Origin of the sequence: Kluyvera sp. (genome assembly GCF_047971185.1) — a bacterium.
In the GTDB taxonomy this organism is placed as follows: Bacteria; Pseudomonadota; Gammaproteobacteria; order Enterobacterales; family Enterobacteriaceae; genus Kluyvera.
The window spans coordinates 15,102-42,076 of record NZ_JBKDZH010000089.1; the positions used below are offsets into that span (position 1 = coordinate 15,102).

At 53.4% G+C, this 26,975-nt stretch carries 23 protein-coding genes and 2 tRNA genes; 9 read left to right on the plus strand and 16 right to left on the minus strand.

Features of this window, described 5'->3' with window-relative positions; translation table 11 throughout:
• Positions 1–5: 5 nt before the first annotated feature.
• The 4 genes from ACK5JN_RS19440 to zapB all read right to left on the minus strand — a co-directional run bounded on the left by ACK5JN_RS19440 (position 6) and on the right by zapB (position 3,673).
• Complete coding sequence (locus ACK5JN_RS19440; protein WP_416871651.1) at positions 6–1,310, minus strand: SLC13 family permease; 1,305 nt, start codon at positions 1,308–1,310, stop codon at positions 6–8.
• A 73-nt stretch (positions 1,311–1,383) separates the two neighbouring features.
• Entirely contained in the window at positions 1,384–2,139 is a 756-nt protein-coding gene (locus tag ACK5JN_RS19445; RefSeq protein WP_416871652.1) for a CDP-diacylglycerol diphosphatase, read from the minus strand.
• A 92-nt stretch (positions 2,140–2,231) separates the two neighbouring features.
• Positions 2,232–3,221 carry a sulfate/thiosulfate ABC transporter substrate-binding protein Sbp gene (gene sbp, locus ACK5JN_RS19450; protein ID WP_416871653.1) on the minus strand — a complete coding sequence of 330 codons (990 nt, stop codon included), beginning with the start codon at positions 3,219–3,221 and terminating at the stop codon, positions 2,232–2,234.
• Between the two features lie 206 nt (positions 3,222–3,427).
• Positions 3,428–3,673 (minus strand): septal ring assembly protein ZapB, encoded by a 246-nt coding sequence (gene zapB, locus ACK5JN_RS19455; protein WP_416871654.1) that lies wholly within the window; start codon positions 3,671–3,673, stop codon positions 3,428–3,430.
• Between the two features lie 420 nt (positions 3,674–4,093).
• Between zapB and ACK5JN_RS19460 the strand changes: the two genes are divergently transcribed.
• Both ACK5JN_RS19460 and glpK read left to right on the plus strand, forming a co-directional pair.
• A complete protein-coding gene (locus tag ACK5JN_RS19460; RefSeq protein WP_416871655.1) occupies positions 4,094–4,942 on the plus strand; it encodes an MIP/aquaporin family protein in 849 nt (282 codons plus the stop codon).
• Between the two features lie 21 nt (positions 4,943–4,963).
• On the plus strand, positions 4,964–6,472 hold the full coding sequence (gene glpK, locus ACK5JN_RS19465) for a glycerol kinase GlpK (RefSeq protein WP_416871656.1): 1,509 nt from the start codon (positions 4,964–4,966) through the stop codon (positions 6,470–6,472).
• Between the two features lie 96 nt (positions 6,473–6,568).
• Here the strand turns inward: glpK and gltS are convergent, their stop codons facing one another.
• Entirely contained in the window at positions 6,569–7,771 is a 1,203-nt protein-coding gene (gene gltS, locus ACK5JN_RS19470; protein WP_416871657.1) for a sodium/glutamate symporter, read from the minus strand.
• Positions 7,772–8,054: 283 nt separating this feature from the next.
• Between gltS and ACK5JN_RS19475 the strand changes: the two genes are divergently transcribed.
• Positions 8,055–9,446 (plus strand): nucleobase:cation symporter-2 family protein, encoded by a 1,392-nt coding sequence (locus ACK5JN_RS19475; protein WP_416871658.1) that lies wholly within the window; start codon positions 8,055–8,057, stop codon positions 9,444–9,446.
• A 121-nt stretch (positions 9,447–9,567) separates the two neighbouring features.
• Positions 9,568–11,253 (plus strand): AsmA family protein, encoded by a 1,686-nt coding sequence (locus tag ACK5JN_RS19480; protein ID WP_416871659.1) that lies wholly within the window; start codon positions 9,568–9,570, stop codon positions 11,251–11,253.
• Positions 11,254–11,323: 70 nt separating this feature from the next.
• On the opposite strand, the gene ACK5JN_RS19485 is transcribed toward ACK5JN_RS19480, so the two are convergent.
• The 8 genes from ACK5JN_RS19485 to ACK5JN_RS19520 form a co-directional block, all read right to left on the minus strand.
• A complete protein-coding gene (locus ACK5JN_RS19485) occupies positions 11,324–12,004 on the minus strand; it encodes a D-lyxose/D-mannose family sugar isomerase (protein ID WP_416871660.1) in 681 nt (226 codons plus the stop codon).
• A 48-nt stretch (positions 12,005–12,052) separates the two neighbouring features.
• The gene (locus tag ACK5JN_RS19490) at positions 12,053–12,913 is read right to left on the minus strand and encodes a ketose-bisphosphate aldolase (protein ID WP_416871661.1); all 861 of its coding nucleotides are present in this window, start codon (positions 12,911–12,913) and stop codon (positions 12,053–12,055) included.
• Between the two features lie 101 nt (positions 12,914–13,014).
• Positions 13,015–14,106: a PTS fructose transporter subunit IIC gene (locus tag ACK5JN_RS19495; RefSeq protein ID WP_416871662.1), complete on the minus strand. Its 1,092-nt coding sequence runs from the start codon at positions 14,104–14,106 to the stop codon at positions 13,015–13,017.
• Between the two features lie 19 nt (positions 14,107–14,125).
• On the minus strand, positions 14,126–14,440 hold the full coding sequence (locus ACK5JN_RS19500; protein ID WP_416871663.1) for a PTS fructose transporter subunit IIB: 315 nt from the start codon (positions 14,438–14,440) through the stop codon (positions 14,126–14,128).
• An 18-nt stretch (positions 14,441–14,458) separates the two neighbouring features.
• The gene (locus ACK5JN_RS19505; RefSeq protein WP_416871664.1) at positions 14,459–14,929 is read right to left on the minus strand and encodes a PTS sugar transporter subunit IIA; all 471 of its coding nucleotides are present in this window, start codon (positions 14,927–14,929) and stop codon (positions 14,459–14,461) included.
• Positions 14,930–14,955: 26 nt separating this feature from the next.
• Positions 14,956–16,509 carry a BglG family transcription antiterminator gene (locus ACK5JN_RS19510; protein ID WP_416871665.1) on the minus strand — a complete coding sequence of 518 codons (1,554 nt, stop codon included), beginning with the start codon at positions 16,507–16,509 and terminating at the stop codon, positions 14,956–14,958.
• A 322-nt stretch (positions 16,510–16,831) separates the two neighbouring features.
• Positions 16,832–19,150, minus strand: a complete 2,319-nt coding sequence (yicI, locus tag ACK5JN_RS19515; protein ID WP_416871666.1) for an alpha-xylosidase — start codon at positions 19,148–19,150, stop codon at positions 16,832–16,834.
• An 11-nt stretch (positions 19,151–19,161) separates the two neighbouring features.
• Positions 19,162–20,556: a glycoside-pentoside-hexuronide family transporter gene (locus ACK5JN_RS19520; RefSeq protein WP_416871667.1), complete on the minus strand. Its 1,395-nt coding sequence runs from the start codon at positions 20,554–20,556 to the stop codon at positions 19,162–19,164.
• 290 nt (positions 20,557–20,846) lie between these two features.
• Between ACK5JN_RS19520 and ACK5JN_RS19525 the strand changes: the two genes are divergently transcribed.
• From ACK5JN_RS19525 to ACK5JN_RS19545, 5 genes are all read left to right on the plus strand, one after another.
• A tRNA-Sec gene (locus tag ACK5JN_RS19525) sits at positions 20,847–20,940 on the plus strand.
• A 361-nt stretch (positions 20,941–21,301) separates the two neighbouring features.
• Positions 21,302–21,396, plus strand: a tRNA-Sec gene (locus tag ACK5JN_RS19530).
• Positions 21,397–21,558: 162 nt separating this feature from the next.
• Positions 21,559–22,731: a tyrosine-type recombinase/integrase gene (locus tag ACK5JN_RS19535; RefSeq protein ID WP_416871668.1), complete on the plus strand. Its 1,173-nt coding sequence runs from the start codon at positions 21,559–21,561 to the stop codon at positions 22,729–22,731.
• Between the two features lie 30 nt (positions 22,732–22,761).
• Positions 22,762–24,621 carry a DEAD/DEAH box helicase gene (locus ACK5JN_RS19540; RefSeq protein WP_416871669.1) on the plus strand — a complete coding sequence of 620 codons (1,860 nt, stop codon included), beginning with the start codon at positions 22,762–22,764 and terminating at the stop codon, positions 24,619–24,621.
• Entirely contained in the window at positions 24,618–25,040 is a 423-nt protein-coding gene (locus ACK5JN_RS19545) for a hypothetical protein (protein WP_416871670.1), read from the plus strand. The genes ACK5JN_RS19540 and ACK5JN_RS19545 overlap by 4 nt, the downstream gene beginning before the upstream one ends.
• A 380-nt stretch (positions 25,041–25,420) precedes the next feature.
• Here the strand turns inward: ACK5JN_RS19545 and ACK5JN_RS19550 are convergent, their stop codons facing one another.
• The 3 genes from ACK5JN_RS19550 to ACK5JN_RS19560 all read right to left on the minus strand — a co-directional run.
• The gene (locus ACK5JN_RS19550; protein ID WP_416871671.1) at positions 25,421–25,987 is read right to left on the minus strand and encodes a phage polarity suppression protein; all 567 of its coding nucleotides are present in this window, start codon (positions 25,985–25,987) and stop codon (positions 25,421–25,423) included.
• 16 nt (positions 25,988–26,003) lie between these two features.
• Positions 26,004–26,249, minus strand: coding sequence for an ogr/Delta-like zinc finger family protein (locus ACK5JN_RS19555; protein WP_416871672.1), 246 nt, complete (start codon positions 26,247–26,249; stop codon positions 26,004–26,006).
• A partial coding sequence (locus ACK5JN_RS19560) for a glycoprotein 3 (RefSeq protein WP_416871673.1) occupies positions 26,246–26,975 on the minus strand: 730 nt, incomplete at its 5' end. The genes ACK5JN_RS19560 and ACK5JN_RS19555, both read right to left, overlap by 4 nt.

The following is a 26,975-nucleotide window of genomic DNA, read 5'->3' on the forward strand; positions in this document are numbered from 1 at the left end:
AGTTATTATAATTTCCCCAGTACCTGATACCACGCGTAGTCCAGCGGCAGCAGCAGCAAATAACTCACCGCAGCCAGCGCCAGGCACAGCAGCATCCCCGCGCGCGCAGGCACCTTCCCAAGCGCCATCGCCACCACTATCGGCGACGCCTGATACGGCAGCAGCGGCGTGGAGTAACCCAGCACCTGAATCATAATCACGCTCAGCAGCGGGAAGCCGGTCGCGTCAGAGAAGCTCTGGGCAAAGGTGGTATACAGCGCCGGAACGCCGTTGGCGGTCATAATGAAGTTCAGCGCGCTGGTGATGCCGGTCAGGGCGAGGAAGCTGGTAAACGGCGCGTCTTCACTTAGTGGCATGATATGCAGCAGCGCATTGCCCACCACCGCGCCAATACCCGTCTGGGTGACGGTAATCGCCAGCCCGAGAATACCGGCTACGTAGATACAGGTGCGGATATTCACCCCGCTGGCAAACTCTTCGCCATTGATAAAGCCAACGCGCGGCAGCAGCGTGACCACGGCAGCCACCAGCCCCGTCCACGCAGGCCCTACGCCGTGCCAGCTTTCGGTCACCCACAGCGTCAACACCACCGCCAGCAGCCATGCCAGACGCTTCTCATCGCCGCTCATCGGCGGCAGAGGTTCAAGATCGCGCGGCCGATGCGGTTTTCCCGGAAACAGCCAGCAGATAAGCACGATCAGCGCCGCCCCCTTCAGCCAGCCCAGTACCGGGGTGTGCAGCAGCAGATACGGGACATAGTTCAGGTGGATCCCGTAGGCCCCTTCCGCCGCCCCGCTCATCACCAGGTTGGGCACGTTGGCGGGCAAAATGGTGGCGGATAGCTGAAAGGTACCGAACCCCACCGCCAGCGCCAGGCCATACCACGCGCGGGTGCCATCCTCGATACCGGCGCGCTTCGCCATCGCCGCCACAATCGGCATCAGCAGCGCGATACGCCCCATGTTGGAAGGCATCACAAACGCCAGCGCGTAGCTCAGCAGCACAACGCTGGCGACCATCAGCGGCCAGGAGTCCGTCAGCCGCGCCGACAGCGCCCGCGCAGCGCGGTCGGCCAGCCCGGTCTTGCGAATCGCCACCCCCAGCACAAAGCCGCTAAACACCAGCCAGAAGGCCGAGGACGCGAAGCCGCCAAAGATGACGTCCGGCGGGGCAATTTTCGCCGTCATCGCCGCGGCAAAGAACAGCAGCGCGGTAATAAATTCCGGCAGTAGCGAGGTGGCCCACAGTAGGATGGTGACGCCAATAATCAGTGAAGGGAGGAACAGAGGGTGAGAAAGCCAGAGCGACATACCTGTCTCCTGTCGTTTTTTTCAGCAAGAATACGACGACAGGCCAGACAGGTAAACGCTAGATATGGTGGGGTTATTGCAGGATCGCGCAGGTATGATCCTGAATTTCTTCCGCCGAGGCGCGATTTAGCGCCAGAAGGTTGCGCTTCGTCGCCAGTAGCACCAGAGATCCGTCGCTCTGCTGCGCCATCGCCAGCGCAAAGCGCCCCATATGGCCACGCGCTTCCGGCACCTCTTCCGCCAGCATCAGGAACGGGCTGCGCTTTGCCAGCTCGGCTTCCGTGACCCGTCGCGCCAGATACTCATGCCCCAGCAGCCCGCCCGGGAGCGGCAGCCAGCGGCTGCTGATGGCAGCCAGATCGCCATCAAGCTGGTCGCGAACGTCTTTACGCAGGCAGGAAATATGGATGTGGAAATGGTTCTGCGTCCTTCCGGTCCGGGAGTTGATGGCCAGGGAGATCGCGCTATCCGGCACCTCTGAGCCCCGTTTGTCGCTCATGATCATCCGACGCTGCCACGCCTGCCAGAAGAAGTTTGGCGTGTGCGGGTTGAGCAGCAGCGGGCTTTCGGTGCCGTTAATACGGTAAGTTGGCATCAGCAGATATTGCAGCGGGCCATTGCGATCTTTGAACAGCACGTAACCGCCTGTCGGGTTGACGTCGGCGCAAGGTGCGGGGGTGCGATGGTTCAGCTGATTGGGTACGCACTGCTCCAGCGCAATATGGCGCAACGCGTCCGGGTTGCCGGAATGCAGCCAGTACCAGCCGCCTGCGCCCGCCGCTATCACCATCACCAGCAGCGCGGCCAGCAGGTATTTTAACCTTGTCATGTTGTCTCCCCAGAAAATACCAGGGGGAAGAGTAACCCAGTTTGATGACCAAAAGAAAACGCCCGACAACGTTGCCGGGCGTCAGAGGGAGATTAACGCTTACTAATCTGGTCGAAGGTACCACCGTTGGAGAAGTGCTCTTTCTGCGCTTTCGTCCAGCCGCCGAACTCATCATCGATGGTGAACAGCTTCAGTTTCGGGAATTCGTTTTCATACTTCTTCGCCACCGCCGGGTCACGCGGGCGGTAGTAGTTCTTCGCCGCGATCTCCTGGCCTTCCGGCGAATAGAGGTACTTCAGGTAGGCTTCCGCCACCGCGGTGGTGCCTTTTTTCTCTGCGACTTTGTCAACCACGGAGACGGTCGGCTCGGCGAGAATAGACTCGCTCGGGGTGACGATTTCAAACTTGTCTTTACCCAGTTCGTTCGCCGCCAGCAGCGCTTCGTTTTCCCACGCAATCAGCACGTCGCCGATACCGCGTTCAACGAAGGTGTTTGTCGAGCCGCGAGCGCCGGAGTCCAGCACTTCCACGTTTTTATACAGCGCCTTCACGAAGTCCTGAGCTTTAGCCTGATCGTTGTTGTTGTGATGCAGCGCGTAGCCCCAGGCCGCCAGATAGTTCCAGCGTGCGCCGCCGGAGCTTTTCGGGTTCGGGGTGATGACGGAAACGCCCGGTTTCACGAGATCGTTCCAGTCTTTAATCTGTTTCGGGTTGCCTTTGCGCACCAGGAACACGATGGTAGAGGTGTACGGGGCGGAGTTATCCGGCAGGCGTTTGATCCAGTTTTTGTCGATGCGGCCACGCTCGGCAATCGCATCCACGTCATAGGCCAGCGCCAGGGTTACCACGTCCGCTTCAATCCCGTTAATCACGGAAGTGGCCTGCTTGCCGGAACCACCGTGCGACTGACGAATCACCACGTTATCACCGGTCTCTTTTTTCCAGTGCGCGCTGAACGCCTTGTTGTATTGTTCGTACAGTTCACGCGTCGGATCGTAAGACACGTTCAGTAATTGGATATCCTTAGCCAGTACGCTGGTGGAAGCCAGCAAAAGAGTCAACCCTACGCCCCACTTGTTCATCGCCCGCTCTCTTATCTGTTGTGTTGTAATGAGGCTAGCCTGCCAGAAATCGAAACGATGATTAAAGAATAAAAAAAGATTGATTATGCCGTTTTGAAATATACGAAAACGGACAATGCGCGGGTATGCGCGAATTCACTCAGGGGGAAGGGGGACAAAGGGGAAGCTTCCCCAGGCGGCAATAGACTGCCCGGGGAGAGGTGGAATCAGACTTCTTCCATACGGCCCAGCAGCGCCTGCAGACGATCCTGCCAGCCACTCTGCTGTTCTCTCAGCTGGCTGTTTTCACGCTCCAGCTCTTCACGGCTCTGCTGTGCAGACTGTACATCCTGCGCCAGCGTGTTGTTCTTTTCTTTCAGCTCTTCGATTTCCATCTGCAACAGCGTGATGGTATCAATCGCCTGCTGAACTTTCGCTTCCAGTTTCTCAAACACTTCTAATGACATCGTCATACCTCTCCTGATCTTGCAAGGCGTTGATATCGTCCCGGAACCCCGGTGACGCCTTAACGTAAATAAGCGCACGGCTTGTGGTCGATTGTATGAAGCCCCGCCGCCCCTGTCCAGCGCCAGAGCCTGTAGATTGCGGTTCTCCGCAATTTTCGGCGTAGACCTGGAGCGTTTGCGCGAATATGCAATAAATTGTTAACGCTTTAGCGATCGGAATGTTTTCCTCCTCACACTTTTTGCGGCGAAATCGTTCGCTTTTTGGCGCGAAAACGCTCATTTCTTGACGAGCAACACACATTTTGATTTCGATATTTCTCGTTTACGCTCGTTAACGATAAATTAACACTATACCTACAAGGTAACGTGAGCGTGACGAATGCTCATGAACACAATAATCATCAATTAGTCTTCAGGATTCCGATTATGAGCCAGACATCAACGCTAAAAGGCCAGTGCATCGCAGAGTTTCTCGGTACCGGATTGTTGATATTTTTCGGCGTGGGGTGTGTTGCAGCGCTGAAAGTTGCAGGAGCAAGCTTTGGTCAGTGGGAAATCAGCATCATCTGGGGTCTGGGCGTGGCGATGGCCATCTACCTGACCGCCGGGGTTTCCGGCGCGCATCTTAACCCGGCGGTCACCATCGCCCTGTGGCTGTTCGCCTGCTTTGACGGCCGCAAGGTCATCCCGTTCATCGTGGCCCAGTTTGCCGGGGCGTTCTGCGCCGCCGCGCTGGTGTACGGGCTTTACTACAATCTTTTCATCGACTTCGAACACACGCACAATATGGTGCGCGGCAGCGTCGAAAGCCTTGAGCTGGCCGGTATTTTCTCCACTTACCCGAACCCGCATATCAATCTTGTGCAGGCATTCGCAGTAGAAATGGTGATAACCGCTATCCTGATGGGCGTGATTCTGGCGCTCACCGACGATGGCAACGGTATTCCGCGCGGGCCGCTGGCACCGCTGCTGATTGGCCTGCTGATTGCCGTTATCGGCGCGTCGATGGGACCGCTGACCGGGTTTGCGATGAACCCGGCGCGTGATATCGGACCGAAAGCCTTCGCCTGGCTGGCGGGCTGGGGCGACGTCGCCTTCACCGGCGGCAAAGATATCCCGTATTTCCTGGTGCCGCTGTGCGCACCTATCGTCGGTGCAGCACTGGGCGCGTTCAGCTATCGCAAGCTGATCGGTCGCCACCTGCCCTGCGACACCTGCGAGGTTGAAGCGCCGAAAGCGGCCTCCAGCCAGAATCAACACAATGCTTCGCTGTAATCTGACTACGGAACGTTCATTATGACTGACAAAAAATATATCGTTGCGCTCGACCAGGGCACCACCAGTTCCCGCGCCGTCGTTATGGATCATGACGCCAACATTATCAGCGTGTCACAGCGTGAGTTTGAACAAATTTATCCGAAACCGGGCTGGGTAGAGCACGACCCGATGGAGATCTGGGCGACCCAAAGCTCCACGCTGGTGGAAGTGCTGGCGAAGGCCGACATTAACTCCGATCAGATTGCCGCGATCGGCATTACCAACCAGCGTGAAACCACCGTGGTGTGGGAGCGTGAAACCGGTAAGCCCATTTACAACGCCATCGTCTGGCAGTGCCGCCGCACGGCAGATATCTGCGAGCAGCTCAAGCGCGATGGCATGGAAGAGTACGTGCGCAAAGCCACCGGCCTGGTGGTGGACCCGTACTTCTCCGGCACCAAAGTGAAGTGGATCCTCGACCACGTGGAAGGCTCCCGCGAGCGCGCTCGCCGCGGCGAACTGCTGTTCGGCACCGTCGACACCTGGCTTATCTGGAAAATGACCCAGGGACGCGTGCACGTCACCGACTATACCAACGCCTCGCGTACCATGCTGTTCAACATCAACACCCTCGAGTGGGATGACAAGATGCTGGACGCGCTGGACATCCCGCGCGCCATGCTGCCGGAAGTGCGCAAATCGTCGGAAGTGTACGGCCAGACCAACATTGGCGGTAAGGGCGGCACCCGTATTCCGATCGCCGGTATTGCCGGTGACCAGCAGGCAGCGCTGTTCGGCCAGCTGTGCGTGAAAGAAGGGATGGCGAAAAACACCTACGGCACCGGCTGCTTTATGCTGATGAACACCGGGGAAAAAGCGGTAGCTTCCAGCCACGGCCTGCTAACCACCATCGCCTGTGGCCCGCGCGGCGAGGTGAACTATGCGCTGGAAGGCGCGGTGTTTATGGCCGGGGCCTCCATTCAGTGGCTGCGCGACGAAATGAAGCTGATTAGCGACGCCTTCGACTCCGAATACTTCGCCACCAAGGTCAAAGACACCAACGGCGTGTACGTGGTGCCGGCCTTTACCGGCCTCGGCGCGCCGTACTGGGACCCGTATGCCCGCGGCGCGATTTTCGGCCTGACCCGCGGCGTGAACTCGAACCACATTATTCGCGCCACCCTGGAATCCATCGCCTACCAGACGCGCGACGTGCTGGAAGCGATGCAGGCCGACTCCGGCATTCGTCTGCACGCCCTGCGCGTGGACGGCGGCGCGGTCGCCAACAATTTCCTGATGCAGTTCCAGTCCGACATTCTGGGTACCCGCGTAGAACGCCCGGAAGTGCGTGAGGTGACGGCGCTGGGCGCGGCCTACCTGGCCGGTTTAGCGGTTGGCTTCTGGCAGAACCTGGATGAGCTACAGGAGAAAGCGGTGATTGAGCGCGAGTTCCGCCCGGGCATTGAGACTACCGAACGTAACTACCGTTACAGCGGCTGGAAGAAGGCGGTGAAACGCGCGTTAGCGTGGGAAGAGCACGAAGAGTAAGCACCGAGCCTCCCCGGGGTCGGCGTAAACGCCTCGCCCGGGCTACGATTTACGGGTAGCCCGGCCGAGCGCAGCGACGCCGGGACGGGCTCCACCTCAACCAAATATCGGCAGCAGCAGGAACAGCTTAATCACCAGCGCGTTGACGATATCAATAAAGAACGCCCCCACCATTGGCACCACCAGGAACGCCATATGCGACGGCCCGAAACGCTCGGTAATGGCCTGCATGTTGGCAATCGCCGTTGGCGTCGCGCCAAGGCCAAAACCGCAGTGGCCCGCCGCCAGCACCGCCGCGTCGTAGTTTTTGCCCATCAGGCGGTAGGTGACGAAAATCGCGTACAGCGCCATGGCAAGCGTCTGCACCGCCAGGATAACCAGCATCGGTAGCGCCAGATCCGCCAGTTCCCACAGCTTCAGACTCATTAGCGCCATTGCCAGAAACAATGACAAGCTCACGTTGCCCAGTACCGACACCGCACGTTCAAAGACGCGATAAAAGCCCAGCAGCGCCAGACCATTACTGAGGATCACCCCAACAAACAGCACGCAGACAAACGTTGGCAGCTCAAGTACGGTTCCCACTAGCAGTTGCGCAATAATTTTGCCGATGGTCAGGCAAATTGCGATCAACGCAATGGTTTCAATCAGCACCAGCGAGGTAATCATGCGCCCTACGTCCGGCTTCTCAAATGCCGTCGGCACTTCCTGATCGTCCGGCGTGCCGTTTGGCGACGATGAGTGTTTCACCAGATAGCGCGCCACCGGGCCGCCAATTAAGCCACCGAGCACCAGCCCGAAGGTTGCGCAGGCCATCGCCACTTCGGTAGCATTATCAAAGCCATAGCGCTCAATAAACAGCTTACTCCACGCCGCGCCGGTACCGTGACCGCCGGACAGCGTAATCGAACCCGCCAGCAGCCCCATTAAAGGATCCAGCCCCAGCAGCTTCGCCATCCCGATGCCCAGCGAGTTTTGCAGCAGCAGCAGCCCGACCACCACGATCAGGAATGTGCCCACCACCTTCCCACCCGCGCGCAGGCTGGCGATGTTGGCGTTCAGACCGATGGTGGCGAAGAAGGCCAGCATCAGCGGGTCCTTCAGGCTCATATCAAAATCAATTTCCCAGCCAATGCTTTTTTTCAGCACCAGCAGCGCCAGCGCCACCAGCAGGCCGCCCGCTACAGGCTCGGGGATGGTGTATTTTTTTAGGAGGGGGACACTCTGGACCAGCTTTCTTCCCAGCAGCAACACCAGCGTTGCGGCAACGAGCGTCGATAAGGTATCGAGGTGAAACATAATTGCAGCTCCTTACTAAACGCATGATCCATTCATACGCGACCAATTTCCGATGTCGAGATCGCCTCTTCTTGAGACGCCGGCCCAAAGTGTAATCACGAAAAGTGCTAAAGTGATAGAAAAAGGTATGATTTCTCATCATTTTCTTTAACTTCTTCAGCCAAACACCCTGTTTTTATACGTCTATTTTCCGCAATAATTTATGCCACACCAAAGCAACCGTTTGCTTTTGCCCGCCAGTCCGCTAAAATCGCCACTTTTCCACCACGGGATTGCCTCTGAGATGTCCTCTAACACACTCGAACAAGCCAATGCGCAACCGATTGCGCATAAGCAAACCAGCGAATTGATTTACCGCCTGGAAGATCGTCCCCCGCTTCCGCAAACTCTCTTTGCCGCGCTCCAGCACCTGCTGGCGATGTTTGTTGCGGTGATCACGCCAGCGCTGCTGATCTGCCAGGCCCTTGGCCTGCCCGCTGAGGATACTCAGCACATCATCAGCATGTCGTTATTCGCTTCCGGTGTGGCATCTATCATCCAGATTAAAGCCTGGGGCCCGGTCGGCTCTGGCCTGCTGTCGATTCAGGGCACCAGCTTCAACTTCGTCGCGCCGCTGATTATGGGCGGCACGGCGCTAAAAACCGGCGGTGCGGATGTACCGACGATGATGGCGGCGCTGTTTGGCACCCTGATGCTGGCAAGCTGCACCGAGATGGTGTTATCGCGCGTGCTGCACCTGGCGCGCCGCGTGATTACGCCGCTGGTCTCCGGCGTGGTGGTGATGATTATCGGCCTGTCGCTGATTCAGGTGGGCCTGACCTCCATCGGCGGCGGCTATGCGGCCATGGCTGACAACTCCTTCGGCGCGCCGAAAAACCTGCTGCTGGCGGGCGTGGTGCTGGCGCTTATCATCCTGCTTAACCGTCAGCGTAACCCGTATCTGCGCATTGCTTCGCTGGTGATCGCCATGGCGGCGGGCTACCTGCTGGCGTGGTTCCTCGGCATGCTGCCGGAGAACACCGCGCCGACCAACACCAGCCTGATTATGGTCCCGACCCCGCTTTACTACGGCCTCGGCATCGACTGGAGCCTGCTGCTGCCGCTGATGCTGGTGTTTATGATCACCTCGCTGGAAACCATCGGCGACATCACCGCCACCTCCGACGTCTCCGAGCAGCCGGTTTCCGGCCCGGTGTACATGAAGCGTCTGAAAGGCGGCGTGCTGGCGAACGGCCTCAACTCCTGCGTTTCCGCCGTATTCAACACCTTCCCGAACTCCTGCTTTGGCCAGAACAACGGCGTGATTCAGCTGACCGGCGTCGCTAGCCGCTATGTAGGCTTCGTGGTCGCCCTGATGCTGATCGTGCTGGGCCTGTTCCCGGCGGTAAGTGGTTTCGTGCAGCACATTCCGGAACCGGTGCTCGGCGGTGCCACGCTGGTGATGTTCGGCACTATCGCCGCCTCCGGCGTGCGCATCGTCTCCCGCGAGCCGCTGAACCGCCGCGCCATCCTGATTATCGCGCTGTCGCTGGCCGTTGGCCTGGGCGTTTCCCAGCAGCCGCAGATTCTGCAGTTTGCCCCTGACTGGCTGAAAAACCTGCTCTCTTCCGGCATCGCCGCAGGCGGCATCACCGCCATCATTCTGAATCTGGTCTTCCCGCCAGAGAAAGAGTAATCCTCTTCGCGGCAGTGGCGCTGGCCACTGCCGCCGACATCGAATAATACGATTCCCGCCTTGAGGTATGCGCATAAATCATGCATAACAGGTTTATGTGCCCTTCTCAGGACGGAAGATCATGAAATTTCTTGGAAAGCTCATTATCTGGCTCCTCATCGCCCTGTTGCTGGTGATGCTGGCCTTCTACTTTCTGCTGCAAACGCGCTGGGGCGCGCGCCATATCAGCCAGTGGCTGAGCGATAACACCGCCTACCAGGTGACGTTCGACGCGATGGATCACCGCTTCTCGTCCCCTTCACACATTCTGCTGCAAAACGTCACCTTTGGTCGCGACGGCAAGCCCGCAACGCTGGTGGCGAAAGCCGTGGATATCGGGCTCAGTTCGCGCCAGATCACCGACCCGCAGCACGTCGATACCATCCTTTTACAGGACGGTACCCTGAACCTGTCGCCCTCCAACGCACCGCTGCCGTTTGCCGCCGACCGGCTACAGCTGAGTAATATGGCGCTCAACAGCCCGGAAACCGGCTGGGAGCTGAGCGCGCAGCGCGTCTCCGGCGGCGTAATGCCGTGGACACCAGAAGCGGGCAACGTGCTGGGCAAAAAAGCGCGGATTCAGGTGAGCGCCGGCTCGCTGGCGCTGAACGGCGTACCGGCTACCAACGTGCTGATTGAGGGCGATATCAATAACGGTGAAGTCACGCTGACCACCGTCGGCGCCGATATGGCGCGCGGCTCGCTCACCGGTAACGCCCGCCGCAATGCGGACGGCAGCTGGGTGGTGGAGAATCTGCGCCTGAACGATATTCGCATGCAAAGCGATAAATCGCTGCTCGACTTCCTGGCCCCGCTGACCACCGTACCGTCGTTGCAGATTGGCCGCCTCGACGTGACCGACGCCCGCTTGCAGGGGCCGGACTGGGCGGTGACCGATCTCGACCTCAACTTGCGCAACCTGACGCTCAGCCAGGGCGGCTGGCAGAGCAGCGACGGCAAGCTGTCGCTTAACGCCAGCGAGTTTATCTACGGCTCGCTGCACCTGCTCGACCCGATTCTCAACGCCGAATTCTCGCCGCAGGGCATTGCGCTACGCCAGTTCACCTCGCGCTGGGAAGGCGGCATGGTGCGCAGCTCAGGCAACTGGTTGCGCGACACTCACGCGCTGGTGCTGGACGACGCGGTCTTCGCCGGGCTGGAGTATACGCTGCCGGAGAACTGGAAAACGCTGTGGATGGAGCAGCTGCCGCCGTGGCTTCAAAGCGCCACGCTGAAGAAATTCGGCGCCAGCCGTAACCTGATTATCGATATCGACCCGGCCTTCCCGTGGCAGATCACCGCGCTGGACGGCTACGGCGCCAATCTCCAGCTGGTGAAAAACCGCCAGTGGGGCGTGTGGGGCGGTAGCGCCACGCTGAACGGCGCGGCGGCCACCTTTAACCGCATTGACGTGCGCCGTCCGTCGATGACGCTGAACGCCGACGCCTCTCAGGTCAACATCAGCGAGCTGAGCGCCTTTACCGAGAAAGGGATTCTGGAAGCCACCGCCACGGTCTCACAGCAGCCGCAGCGCCAGACCAGCGTGACGCTTAACGGCCGCGGCGTGCCGCTGAACGTGCTGCAGCAGTGGGGCTGGCCCGCACTGCCGATTACTGGCGACGGGAATATTCAGCTTACCGCAAGCGGTAATGTACAAGCAGAGGCACCGCTAAAACCGACGGTGAATGGACAGTTGCATGCGGTGAATATGGATAAGCAGGAAGTGACGCAGCAGATGCAGAGAGGCGTGGTTACTGAAGTGAAGTAACGCTGGCAGGCGTAAGTATTCTCCTGAAAAGAGATGTTCTTACGCCAGCCTTTACTCCGCGCAGGAAACACTACCGTAAGCGGGCATACTCGCTACATAACAGCCACTTTGCGGGGGTATCTTCTTCAACGGCCGGGAAGCGCCCTCCCGGTTCAAGAAAATGGTTGTCATGCTGGTCGTCATTGATCATTGAAATTTCCCAGCCCAATACAAAGGTTTTTTCCGCCCAGAACCGATGATATAGCTGCGGCGGCAGACACACTCCCTGCCCAGGTTTAAGCACCAGCGTCTCACCGGGCTTAATGCACCTCCTGCGGCCATCCACGCTGACTTCAACGCGCTTTTGTCGATCAAAATCGCCATCAGGGGTGGACCATACAAACTGCATACAGAGATCGCCGCCGCCGCGATTCACAATATCTTCCATTTTATACATATGAAAATGCCACGGCGTTTGTTGGTATTGCTGAATCTGCAGCATTTTTTCAGCGTAGGGTTTGGAGTAGCCCACGTGTCTTAACGAACCGTTGCGCAAGGTGAGAAGCGTTAGCCCCATCTGGTTGAAATCCCCGCGGCCAAAATCGGTAATATCCCAGCCCAGCTGAAGGTCCAGGACCTCACGCCATTCGTCGCAATTCTGCTGTTGCCAATCCTCAACGGTCAAAAATGCGAAATCCGGCAGGTATACTCTAAATGTCTCAGCAAGAGAGTGAGCTTTATCAATGAGATAGTTAATTTTCGAGCGTTTCATTTCACATGTCCTTATAGCAAAAAGGGCAGGTTTCCCCGCCCCTTATTTTCAGTACAGTGACGCTTTACCCGTTGAGCCGAACAGTTTCATCTTGTGGCGAATGACTTCCCGCGCCGCATTGATCGGCTCAGGATAAATGACATTCGGATCCCACCAGGTCTCTTTGGCCAGAATTTCACGCGCTTTCTGGAAATAGGCGTATTTCATATCGCTGGAAATATTGATTTTGCCGACACCAAGCGTAACGGATTCCGCAATTTCCGCATCCGGATTCGCCGAGCCGCCGTGCAGCACCAACGGAATCGACAGACGTCCGGCGATATCACGCAGGATGTTCATTTGCAGCTTCGGCTGCATCCCTTTCGGATAGATACCGTGCGCGGTACCAATCGCCACCGCCAGCGTATCCACGCCGGTACGAGTGACGAAATCTTCTGCCTGCGCCGGGTCGGTATAGGTAACCTCAGATACGCCGCCTTCAACGGAGGTTCCAGTCTGGCCGATAGTCCCCAGCTCACCTTCAACCGAGACGCCCACTGCATGCGCCAGGCGCACAACTTCGCTGGTCAGGGCCACGTTTTCCTCATAAGGCAGCAACGAACCATCGATCATCACCGACGTGAAGCCGCACTGAATCGCACGCAAAACATGCTCAACCGATGCGCCATGGTCCAGGTGCAGGGTAAACGGTACATGGCTGCGCATAGTGATATCCCGCACGTAGCTGAAAAACGCATCGCCAACAAAATCATGCTCGCTGGGGTGAATAGAAATAATCGCCGGGGTATTTGTCGCTTCCGCCTCTTCCACTACAGCGCGAATAAAACAGCTATCCGCTACATTAAAAGCGCCAATCGCAAAGCCATGCTGACGGGTAGGTTTCAGCAATTCTTTCATTGAAATTAACATGTTAATTCTCCAGTTTCAGGATGTAGCCAGCCCTGCCGATGCATTCAAGCAAAGGCATAGAGGGCGTGACAGAAAATAAATCAGGCGTTGTCGATAGACGGTTATTCCAGGGTAAAGGTAATTTCTTCGTCTTTCAGTTTGCGGTCATTTAACTCATCAAATTCCTCATCACGCTCGGTTACCGGCTTTTTCCAGAGTGACAGCATGACGCCACAGATGACGGTGCCGATCCCAAGCGCCAGGCAAAACAGCAACGGATGGGTAAACAACGGCACGACAAACATCCCGCCATGGGGAACCGGACTTTCTACTCCCCACGACATAATCAGCCCCCCAGCCATCGCCGACGCCACCACGCAGGAACCGACAACACGCAGCAGGTCACGAGCAGCAATAGGAATGACGCCTTCGGTAACCATGCACACGCCCATAGGAAACGCAGCTTTCAACGCTTCACGTTCAGCGCGAGTGTATTTGTGCCGCGTAAGCAGAAACGACAGGGAGATACCAAATGGAGGAATGATGGAGCCAACAAACTTCACCGCTTCAGGCCCATATACCCCGCTCACCAGCAGACCATCGGCAAATAGCGACATGGTTTTATTTACCGGGCCGCCAAAATCAAACGTTGCCATCGCCCCGAGAATCGCCCCCATCAGAAAGCGCGAGCCGCCCTGCATGGACTCAAGCATATGAATCAGCGCGTCTTGCAACCAGGAGATGGGCTTGCCAATCAACGTCATCATTAGTAAACCGCCGATAATGGTGCTCAGCACCGGTAATACCATGATAGGCATCAACCCCTGCATCGATTGCGGCAGGCGAATATAGCGTCGGAGTATTAATACGGTATAGCCAACCAGAAATCCCCCCAGCATCCCGCCAATAAAACCTGTATGAATTTCGCCGCATACGAAGCCGACAATAAGTCCCGGGGCAAAGCCAGGTCTATCGGCGATAGAATACGCGATTGCTGCGCTGATCAGCGGCACGATGAGCCCCATTCCCCAGCCACCAATTTGATTGAGCATCCAGGGTATAGAGCCTGTTTTCTCCCCGACATCGGTGCCACCAAGAATTTGGCCGAGGGCGATACAGATCCCCGCCGCCACGATCAGCGGGATCATCCATGAGATCCCTGTCAGCAGATGTTTTTTTATTTCCTGTGATACAGGAACTTTGGTTTCACTCATGTGGCCTCCACAATAAGGTTCACGCATTCGATAATGATTTTTCGACCTTCTCAAGGAATTGAACTGGCGACTTAATAACAATTTCAGTCTTTACTCGGACAATCCTTTTATTAACGAAGCGTTCTTCACCTTTTATTTTCACATCAATAGCCAGGATCACGACATCAGCAGCAGAAATATCTTCTGGTAGCAGCTCATTTTCCGTTCCAATAGTACCCTGAGTTTCTACTTTGATTGAGTGACCCAGGGATTTCGCGCCTTTAATGAGTTTCTCGCGCGCAATATAAGTATGTGCAATTCCTGCCGTACATGCGGCAACACAGACAACATTCATAAATCGTTCCCTTTTTATTTAACAAACGCCGGACTCAGCATATTGACTGAAAAGATCAACAATCTTTTGAGGACTGTCTTCTTTTAGCAATTGCTCAATAATGTCATCATCTGCTAATGCTCCTGCGACCTGGGAAAGCAGGCGAATATGCGTGGTGTTTTGGTCTTCAAGCCGGACGGCAAACAGAATAATGCAGCGAACCTTGCTACCATCCAACGTTTCCCAGGGGATCTCATGCTGTGTACGGCCAATTGCTAAAGTGGTATGAATGACCGCAGCTGATTTTCCGTGCGGAATGGCAATATGATTCTCAAAACCTGTCGAACCTTCCGATTCTCGTTGCCAGACATCGTTGATAAATGTCTTACGGCAGCTGATAGCACCATCTTTATGGAGGATATCAGTGAGTTCTTCAATTGCCTCCGTTTTATTTTTGGCCTGCATATTTAAAATAACACGATTTGTATTCAGGATTTTCATTATGTCCATCAATCATACCCCATGGAATTCAGCTATTAATTCTCTGTGACTAATGATGTTGCACGACGTAGTTTTTCCGTAATAACGGTTTCAGTCACCCGCTGGATATCCGCATCGTTAAAAAAAGCGGTAACATATACAACGGGCATAGAAATCGCTGGCATATTAATGGTTGAGACAACCAGATCAATCTCTTGTGCCAGCGCGGACTGCAGACTAGCAGCGGATACCACGCCAACAATTGTCCAGTCAGGGAAAGCCCGCAGAATGCGGCTTTTTAAGAGATGGGACGTACCAATCCCCGTCGAGCAAACGAGCAGCACACGCTTACGCGCAATTTGCCGCTCCATCGCCGCCTGAAAATGGACGGTCAGATAACCCACTTCATGTTCCGATACTGCCGACTCCCCCCGTTCACTAAATACCTGGTCGACCGCGCGCTGAGTCAGCCGCCAGACATCCTGAAGTTCTTGTTTGATATCATCAAGCAACGGATTACGAATATAGATTTGATAATTAAGTCTGTTTATTAGCGGCTTAAGATGAATAAGCAACCCATCATACAGCAGTGAATCTGCGCTAAAGTCACAGTCGGTCATTTCTGCAAAAGTGGTGATGAGCCGATGCGCCACCAGGCGGGCCTCATCGCTGGAATGCAGATGACCAATCATGCTGATATCGTTATGCTCTTCTATCATTACACCCGAAGAAATTATGTACTGATAAATAAACCAGACTTCGTCTTCAGGAAGCGGATGGTCAATTCTTTTTTCAATACGCTGAATCATGCGATGGGCAATAGAAAAAATTTTCTCCTCGCCAGATTTCACCTGTTCATCCTTACATAACAAGGCATTGCCACGGGTAATACGATACATCATGATCAGAATATGGGTAAAAATATTGACGTAGTAGGGTTCACCTAATGACCAACATAATTCATTTTCCATTTCCTGTAGCAAAGACTGTACAAACTGAACATCATCCTCACCAAAATAATGCACCAAAGCTCTGTAGCTGCCCGCATCAAGACGTGAATAAATCACACTGCTAGGTTCATTATGATGAATCACGCCGTTAATCAGCGATGCCATTGCCTGCCGTACGTTGTTCTCACTCCCTTCGATATGCGTACCGCTCTGGCTACGAATCAAAGATAATCCCATTGGGGCAATCCACGACTCAATAACTTTTAGATCATTAACAATCGAAGCACTGCTAATAAAATAACGCTCAGATAATTTACTTATAGAGGTTTCATGCGGTGTTTCATTAAGCAACTGAGAGGCTATCTTTATTCTCCGTGAGTTATTCATCATCCCATCCACATCATCATTTTCAACGCTAAGAAGATGGTCAAGTTGATGTATCTCAGAGAGATTATCAGCATTTAGCATAACGCCCACACCGGTTCTTTTATTTACCTTAATATTTAATTGCGCTAATGAAACCTCAAGTAAGCGTAGATCGCGCTGCACCGTTTTCTCTGAGACATTTAAATGCTCGGCGATGGTCAATATCGTGACATACTCTTTCTTTAATAGAAGGAACTTTAATAATCTGTTTTGCCGCGAGGTAATCATTTTCATTATTTCCCCTTTTCGCACAGCAGATTAAATAATTATGAAGCTCAAGCATCTGGCTTCACTTGCAATCCATGATGATAAATATAAAAGCATCGTAATTTCACAACAATACTAAACTGTGTCCTTAATTCCGGACAGAAATAAGACAAAAGAGACAAACTCGGGGTTATTTACAGCAGAGATCACATTTCTTCGGGAAATTAACGTGATGGTGCTCGCATAATGAGGATAAATAAAAACCCTCTGGCTGAATCACAGCAAGAGGGTTTATAGGATCGCTCTCGGAGGCAACGGTTGACGTCGCTATCCGGAAATGACGTGGAAATTACAAGGTAATCACCACCTCATCCCCCTGTGCCGTCACCACCACGCCGAGTTCACTCCCCGCCTGGCTTGCACCCTGCACGCCAGCCACCTGCTGGATATTGCGCAGGCACAGCGTCCAGCCGCTGGCTTTGCCGTTACCTTTCACGGTAATGACGTTACCCTGGCGTTTCGCGCTCAACGTATAGATGACGGAACCGTCCATCGCCGGGACTTCGCACACTGCTTCACGGCCGTCTTCCAGATGGAACAGCTGGAACGCGGTGCCTTCATGCCACGCGTAGTTCGGCACCTGGCTGTTGTTGCCCAGCGCCAGCAGGGTGTTGTCGCGCACGTACACCGGCAGGCTCAGGAAATCATGCTGCTGTTTATGCCAGCGGCTGCCCTGCACTTCGTCGTTGTGCCACAGGTGCGTCCAGCGGCCTTCCGGCAGGTAGAACTGCACGTCGCCCGCTTCGGTGAACACCGGCGCTACCGCCAGGGAATCGCCGAGCATGTACTGGCGGTCGAGATAGTCGCACGCCGGGTCGTCCGGGAACTCCAGCATCATGGCGCGCAGCATCGGCGTGCCCTGTTCGTTCGCCAGCGCGGCCTGACGATACAGGTACGGCATCATGCGACACTTCATTTCGGTGAAGTAGCGTACCACGTCGCAGGACTCTTCGTCGTACGCCCATGGCACACGATAGGATTTGCTGCCATGCAGGCGACTGTGACTGGAGAAAAGGCCAAAGGCGCACCAGCGCTTGTAGACATCCGCCGGCGCGGTGTTTTCAAAGCCGCCGATATCGTGGCTCCAGAAGCCAAACCCGGACAGACCAATCGACAGGCCGCCGCGCAGGCTTTCCGCCATAGATTCATAGTTGGCATAGCAGTCACCGCCCCAGTGCACCGGGAACTGTTGCGCGCCCACGGAGGCGGAACGGGCAAACAGCACCGCTTCTTCTACGCCGACGGTCTCTTTCAGCACGTTCCACACCAGCTCGTTATAGATATAGGCGTAGTGGTTGTGCATTTTCTGCGGGTCGGCATCATTGAACCAGCGCACGTCGGTCGGGATGCGTTCGCCGAAGTCGGTCTTGAAGCAGTCGACGCCCATCTCTACCAGGCCTTTCAGCTTGTCGGCGTACCACTGGCAGGCTTCCGGGTTGGTGAAGTCATAAATCGCCAGCCCCGGCTGCCATTTATCCCACTGCCAGACGGAACCGTCCGGGCGCTTCAGCAGGTAACCCTTCTCTTTCAGCTCTTTGAAAACAGGGGATTTCTGGCCGATGTACGGGTTGATCCATACGCAGACCTTCAGGCCCTTTTCTTTCAGGCGGCGGATCATGCCTTCCGGGTCCGGGAAGGTCACCGGATCCCATTCAAAGTCGCACCACTGGAAGGCCTTCATCCAGAAGCAGTCGAAGTGGAAGACATGCAGCGGCAGGTTGCGCTCCGCCATGCCGTCGATAAAGCTGTTTACCGTCGCTTCGTCGTAGTTGGTGGTGAACGAGGTGGTCAGCCACAGGCCAAAGGACCAGGCCGGCGGCAGCGCCGGGCGGCCGGTGAACTGGGTGTAGCGGTTGAGGACCTCTTTCGGGGTCGGGCCGTCGATGACGAAGTATTCCAGGTGTTCGCCTTCCACGCTGAACTGCACCTTCGACACCTTCTCGGAGCCTATCTCAAAGGAGACGTTTTCCGGGTGATTCACCAGCACGCCGTAACCGCGGTTGGTCAGATAGCACGGGATGTTTTGATAAGACTGCTCGGTGCTGGTGCCGCCGTCGCGGTTCCAGGTTTCGACGTTCTGGCCGTTGCGCACCAGCGCGGTAAAGCGCTCGCCCAGGCCGTACACGGTTTCGCCGACGCCCAGATCCAGACGCTCGAACATGTAGTTGCGGTTGTCGTTAGTGTCCTGCACGTAGCCGTTGTTTTTCAGCTGGCTGCCGGTGATCCGCACGCCGTTGCGCAGGAAGTCCAGCGACCAGAATTCGCCTTTGGTGACGCGCACGCTCAGGTTGCCGCTTTTCAGCTCGGCCAACTCGGCGGTGTTTTGAATCTGCACGTTCACGTCTTTCAGGACATTCAGCGGGTAGTGCGGGCCGTTATCGAGCGCCCCCTGGAAGTGCTCGATGCGCACGCCCACCACCCCTTCCTGAGGAGAGAAAAAGCGAATGGTGAACATCGGCGTATCCAGCTGCCATGTACGTTCGCGCACGTCGCGCGGCGCCACGTAAACCACCAACTCATTCCCATGCTGTTCAACATCAAACACCTGGACAGGATGAATTAAGTTGAGACCCGGCTGGGTCATCCAGTTTCCATCACTGATCTTCATAGTTTGTCCTCTTAATTCCTAACGGATTGTTCCATAGATACGTTTTCAAAATCCTGCTGAGTGCGGTGTGCGCCGCTCGCCAGTTCGGCCATCATCTTGACCAGGAACGGCGTTTTCAGGGTATAGAAGCGCTTGGCCACGATGGCGCTCAGCAGGTAGCAAATTGCCGGTACGATAGTGAACAGCGCGATAATGATGCTGATAGTAGCTGGGTTCTGCGTCTTGGCGGCCGCGTCGTAGCCGCCACCCGCCAGCATCCAGCCAATCATCGCGCCGCCCAGCGCCAGGCCCAGCTTCAGCACGAACAGCGTGCCCGCAAAGCTGATGCCGGTGAGGCGTTTCCCGTTACGCCACTCGCCGTAGTCCACGGTGTCGGACATCATCACCCATTGGATCGGCGTCACCAGCTGATGCAGCACGCCAATCACGAAGATAAAGGCGAACATGATGATGCTGGCGTTCATCGGCACGAAGAACATCGCCAGGCTCAGCACCGCCAGAATGGCGTTGGTCCACCAGAAGACGCTGACTTTGCATTTCCAGTCGGTCAGCGGCTTGGCCAGCGCCGAGCCAATCAGGTTGCCGACGCAGTAGGTGGTGAGGAAAGCGGTAAACAGCGCCGGAGAACCCATAATCCAGGTGACGTAGTACATCATCGCGCCGCCGCGAATGCAGACCGCCATGATGTTGAGGATGGTGAGCAGGCCGACGATGCGCCACTGGTCGTTTTGCCAGATATCGCGCAGATCTTCGCGCATTGAGTTGTTGGTCGGCGGCGCTTCCACGCGTTCTTTGGTGGTGAAGAAGCAGAAGGCCAGCATCAGGAACGCCACCACCGAGAGCACCGCGATACCGCCCTGGAAGCCCAGCGCTTTATCGTCGCCGCCAATCAGATTCACCAGCGGCATCATCAGCACGGTAGAGAGCATGCCGCCCGCCGTCGCCAGCACGAAGCGCCAGGACTGGAGCGAAATACGCTGCGTCGGGTCGTTGGTGATCACCCCACCCAGCGCGCAGTAAGGAATATTGACCACGGTGTAGAACAGGGTCAGCAGCGTGTAGGTGATAGCCGCATAAATCAGTTTGCCGTTGTGGCTGAAGTCCGGCGTGCTGTAGGCCAGTACGCAGACCACGCCAAACGGCAGCGCGCCGAATAGCACCCACGGACGAAACTTGCCCCAGCGGCTGCGGGTACGGTCCGCCAGCAGCCCCATGCACGGGTCGGAGATGGCGTCGAGCGCGCGCGCCAGGAGGAACATGGTGCCGACGAATCCTGCGGGTATACCGAAAATATCGGTATAGAAGAACATCATGTACAACATGACGTTATCGAAAATGATATGGCTGGCGGCATCGCCCATGCCATAGCCAATTTTCTCTTTGACAGATAATACTTCACTCTTCATCTTTCAAACCCTTTTCGCACCGAGGCCACACTGGAACCGGTTACTCGTTTTGTAAACCATCCGGCTTATAAGGTGAATTGCGATATCTCGTTATCAAATTACGTTTCTTAATTTCTGTGATCTGGGTTGGCGGGTAGAGTGTGACGAAGTGTAACTTGCGGATTTTGCAGCCATTTCTAACCATGCCGTGCGGAAGACGTAAAAAAGATGCGAAAAAATGTAAGTAAAGATGTGGTAAGCGATTGAAAGTAGCTATAATGCGCCCCGCCTCCATGTAGCAATCGAGGCGCGGAAGATCGTCGTCTCCGGTGAGACGATTGGACTTCATTTCCAGTGGTCGCCGTCTTCGGCTCCCGGCAGGTTCGACTCCTGCGATCTCCGCCAAAATTCGCGCGTTTTCCCCTCAAAGCATCACTCTGGTTTATCGATAGTTCTTCGGTTCAGGGCATCCTCCCACCTTCCGTCTGTTCAGCTTGCCAGCAGCAGAGAAAAACCGTCTAAAATGGTTAGTTCATGGGCATTGTTCCGCCATTCACGGTGGTTTTTGCAGCATCCAGTGGGCTGAGAAAAGGATTATGTAAAAATGGACAAGAAAGGGAAAATCGTAACCACTGGAAAAGGAAGGGTTTTATCCCAGGGGTGCGGAAATGCGGGCGAAAGGGCGAGAAAAATGTACCCTGGGGGGATGTGGTAAATGATTGAAAGTAGCTATAATGCGCCCGCCTCCATGTAGCAATGCAGGCGCGGAAGATCGTCGTCTCCGGTGAGGCGGCTGGACTTCAAATCCAGTTGGGGCCGCCAGCGGTCCCGGGCAGGTTCGACTCCTGTGATCTTCCGCCAAACTTCCTCCTCACCCATCCGAGAAAGTCTTAAAAACCCTTTATTTTCAATCATCATTGTGGGTTAATCATCCGTAGAAGTCCGACAAGATCTCCCTGAATCCATGAAAAATATGTATAGTTATGTGTATAGATTTTTTATACACATTATTGGCTTATACACATGGCACTTACAGATATACAAATCAAACGAGCAAAGCCCCAAGACAAGCCATACACATTGAACGACGGGCAAGGCCTGTCATTGCTTATCAATCCCGATGGCTCGAAGGGATGGCGTTTCCGTTTCCGCTTTGCCGGTAAAGCGCGGTTAATGTCATTTGGCAGCTACGATTTGGTAAGCCTTGCAGAAGCGCGTGAGAAGCGTGACACCGCCCGTAAGCAAGTTGCTAATGGCATTGACCCAGTAGAAGAACGCAAAGCATTAAAACTCGCTCAAAAGCTATCAACAGAAAACTCTTTCGAATCAGTAAGCCGTGAGTGGCATTCAACTAAAGCCGATCGTTGGACGGTTGCTTATCGTGAGGAAATCATCAAAACATTTGAGCAGGATGTTTTCCCTTTTATTGGTAAACGGCCTATAGGTGAGATTAAGCCACTAGAGTTGCTTGAGGTGCTGCGACGTATTGAAAAACGTGGGGCTTTAGAGAAAACTCGAAAGGTACGACAGAGGTGTGGAGAGGTGTTTCGCTATGCCATCATAACAGGGCGTGCTGAGTACAATCCTGCACCTGATTTGGCTATCGCATTGGCCGTTCCCAAGCAAAAACACCACCCGTTCCTATCTGCAGAAGAACTATCTCATTTTGTTCAGGATTTGGAGGCGTACACAGGAAGCATCATTACTAAAAACGCGACAAAAATTGTGATGCTTACCGGAGTCAGGACACAGGAGATGCGCTTTGCCACATGGGGTGAAATTGATTTTGATAAGGGGGTTTGGGAGATACCAGCAGAACGAATGAAGATGCGCCGACCTCATTTAGTACCACTTTCAGTACAGGTAATCGATTTGTTTCAACAGCTAAAACCCATCACTGGTCACTATCCCTACATTTTTATTGGACGGAATAACCGTAAAAAGCCTATAAGTAAGGAAAGCGTCAACCAAGTGATTGAGTTGTTGGGCTATAAAGGGAGAGCCACTGGACATGGTTTCAGACACACAATGTCAACAATACTGCATGAGGAGGGCTTCGATAGTGCATGGATCGAGACGCAACTTGCCCATGTGGATAAGAATAGCATTCGTGGTATCTATAACCATGCTCAGTATCTTGATGGCAGGGCTCGCATGCTTCAATTTTATGCCGAACAACTATACCCCCAAAAGTAATTATTAGTTAACTAATTAAGGGCGATTAAAATGTCTTATTTTTTTGACACAGCAGTAAATATCGAAGGTAATACAAAACTTAGAGCTCCGCAGATCGAAGCCTATATAAAAATAAAAGATTTCTTCAGCGATGAAGAAAATAAAGAGGCTCTAGTTGTCTTGCCTACAGGAACAGGAAAGAGTGGTCTTATCTCAATAGCTCCGTTTGGTGTTGCACATAAAAAAGTTTTAATTATCACCCCAGGGCTCATCACAAAAGATAGCATAAGAAAAACCCAAGAAGTTCTCGCTGATAACTTTTGGGTAAACTTCGATATTGTATTTAGTAGTAAAGACATACCCATTGTTAATGAATATTCTGCCGAGTTATCAGACGAACATCTTTTAAGTAGCCACATTGTTTACTCTAATATACAAAAGGTTGCGTCAACTCGCGATAGTGCATTAATCAATAGAGTTCCTTCGGATTTCTTTGATTTAATTATCATTGATGAGGCTCATCATGCACCGGCTCAGAGCTGGCGTGATACGCTCCGTTATTTCTCTAATGCGAAAATACTTCATGTAACAGGAACGCCCTACCGGGGAGATAATCAGGATATTCCGGGAGTAAGAATTCATGAAACACCTTTATCTGAAGTTATGAGAGATAAATATGTAAAATGGTTAAGAAAAGAAACAGTCAATGCGCATGAGTTATTTTTTTCAACTCCAGAACAGCCCGGTGTAAAATTATCTAAAGAGCAAATACTAATGCTCAAAGATAAAGAATGGATTGAAAAAAGTATTGCATTATCTAAAGAGTGCTCTTTAGATGTTATAGACCATAGCATTAGTAAACTCAGAGAACTTAAAGAAGCCTCGCCAAACGTTCCTCACAAAATTTTAGCTGTGGGTTGTAGTATCGCTCATGCTGAAGATTTACTTACTTGGTATAAAGACAGAGGCATGACCTCTGTAATAGTACATAGTGAAATGGAACAAAGTGAATTAGCTGATGCATTAATGAAAGTTGAACATCACCAGTGTGATGTTGTCATTTCCGTAAATATGTTAATGGAAGGCTACGACCATAAATACTTAACTGTTCTTGCGATATTTAGGCCATATAGAAGCCTTAATGCTTTTGCTCAAGTTGTTGGTCGTATTTTACGAGTTATTCCTGAATCTGAAATCACACATTTCGAAATTGATAATAACGGCATAGTGATATTTCATGAGGAAATAGGCCTAAATGTAATGTGGGAGAATTTCCAGAATGAGGTAGAAAAAGCTCGTAGAGCAACTGCACGCGAGTATACGTTTACTGACAGAGACTATGTCGAAAGAGGCAACGAATTAGCAGGAGTCGAAAGTGAAAGTGCTTATATCAGCGATAAAGATTCTTACTTAAATGACATTGACTTCAATGCGTTATTCGAACAAAAACGCCATGAGATAAGCGATTCGGTAAATCAGCAAATAGAAAAAATCAGACTGGCAGGGCTAGACCTTCCAGAGGACACATTAGAAGAGTTACGCCAGAAATTAGCTGAAAAAGAAGTTCAGAAAGCTGCTGAATACATTGATCCTGAGTTAATTGAGAAAAGACCTCACCAGGCAAGAAAATTAATGAGGGATATTCTGAAAACACGCACTCAAGATGCGGTATCTAATCTACTGATTGATAATGGTATTGGTGAGAAAAGCTCAGAGCTTTATCCGATTTTTAGCCGTTACATGCCATATTTAAAGACAACCGAGGCTAATGATGCTATATTAGTGAGATATGTTTTTATAAAGCTAGCCAAAGCTTATGGCCCAGTTGATAAGCGAGATAACAAAGCCCTTCTCCAGTCGATTAATGATTTAGATAAGGTTCTCGCAGAAGTTGAGAGGATGATTAAATGACAAACTATGCACAAATCATGAAAGAGATTAATAAAATAATTTCTTTTTGCATGGTAAAAGGGGTGCAGCCTCATGAGTTAGTTACATCTATTTTTGAGCGTGAATATCAACACATCGAAACTTATAAAAAAGGTGAGCTAGTTCATTTCATTTTAACTTATTCTGACATTCATGATGATGGAGTCAATTTAATTAAAATGAAATATGTCTATAACGATAGACAACAATTACTATCGATTGCTCAAAAAATTGATTCCTCAAGCTATAAGATCCAATGGGATCGCAGTGAAAAGCTTGATGCGCTGCTCAGTAACCTGGCATCGCAGTTGCCTAAGAACAGTTCGATTATCAGTCAACTTCGAGAGGCGATTCCTGATGATTTTAAAGCTATTTTTTATCCAGTTTTAAAAGTTGCCTGATAGTCCAGTTCCTTCATATCAAAGCCGCCAGCAGGCGGCTTTTTCATACCCTGCCACTATTTCACCTTAGACGCACCACGCACGCACGATTACAACCAACCACTAACGAACTAACATCGACCACGCCCTCGCCGTTACAACACACTCAGACAATAATAATTAATATTAAACACCACTGCTGGCGCGCAATGCTCTCCCCGCCACGCCTGCCCGCTTAATGGGCCGTTTTTAATGCAGGTGCAAAGGTGGTCTCAAGCCGCGCCACGACTGGCGCTGGTCTGGCATGCCGGAGCGATAAAACGCATGCAAAACCATGCACCTTATGGATGCATGGCTTTTTTCGGGAAAAATAGCGGAATTTCCGGGGATTTTTTGACAGGCTACTGCGCGGCCAGTCCGGCACGTCGACGGGTGTAAATCATGTTCTGTGCAGGGGTGAATTTTTCACGATTATCATCCCGCGAAGGCGCGTCAGGCCTGTATCCGATGGCCGTTAAAATGTCGTTATCCTGTGCCGAATAATTAATTTCATTTCCAGCGGTCAGCCAGACGGAAAGAGCTTCTCTCAGGTAAGAGGCTGAACGGTCAAGCGCGCGATTTTTTATCATCGCGGGCTGGTTTTTAATCCCCATCAGCTCCGGTGCCAGTGCGGCGGCCAGCTCTGCGCCGTTCTGCTGCATAAAATCATGCAGCCGGTTACGGATGCTGATGCGCTGCGCCTCCTCATGCGAGAAGATGTAGCGACCGGCGGCCTGATTAACTTCCCATTTTTTTACGTCAATCAGATCACGCAGCGTCTGTAATCTGCGGGAGCCTGATGCATTGTCATCCAGCAATAATTCCTGATATTCCTGCATTGCGGCGGCCAGTTCGGTTTTACGGTTCAGCCACGCGGTTTTGTTCGTCTGACAGGCTTCATAGGCCTGCTGTAAGGTCAGGGTGGTCACGGGTTGTCTCTCCTGATTAATGGCGGAACGGCGAGCTGTAGCAGCCTTTTACCCGACGGGGTGCCACGGGGGCTGTCGGAACCGACGCGGGTTTCTCATCGACGACTGGCGAACGTATCACTTCAAAGATGGACTCATGCGTTTTGAATGTCGCCGAGCAGTGCACATTCTGGCACTGCAGGTAACTCTCTTTGACGCTGTCAGACATATAGCGGCTGGTGCGAACGTGTGCCGCTGTGCGGCAGAAAGGGCAGCGCATCATGACAATAACCCCCGTGCTTTCAGGTCAGCTTCACGTTCCCGCATTTTTTCCTGCCAGACTTTTCGCTGACCGGGCGTGGTCGCAACGTCATGCTCCATATGTGGCAGCGTGGAGGCCGACAGCCCTGTTTTAAACAGCACCGGTTCATCGGTCAGACGGATATTGCAGCCCTTTACGGCCTGTTCAAGCCGGTCTTTTACCTGCTGCATCACAACCTTTTCCGGTTCGGTATATCCCTGATGCCCGGTGGTATTGGCAAGCGGATTATTCAGAACCAGTATGTTGAGTTTCATTGCTCTGATGAGGGCACCGCAGCTTTCACGCAGGGCTGCATTAAGTTCATGCTCTGCATACTTACTGAGGACGCCGTGATGTGCCTGACGGTATGCTCTGGCCGTGCGGTCACAGGCTCCTTTGAGCCTGTCCAGCTCAAAAGACAGTACCTCGTTCATGCTGTCACATTCCTGCGCCAGTTCCCGCCGTGCCACGCGCGCCAGATGGCGTTGTTTCAGCTCGTCGGTAATGACAGCACCACCGGCACGAAAGGCGGCGCGCCATGCGCCGGAATCATTGCCGTTTTCCTGCTCCAGTTCATTTTTTTGCGTTTGCACCTGGCTGATGGCCGTCGTGGTTTCATCCATACGGCTGGCACTGGCGAGATGCGCCGAGCGGGCAGTCTCAAGGTGTTCCATTGCAGGTTTAAGGTAGTCGGGAATAACAGCGGTA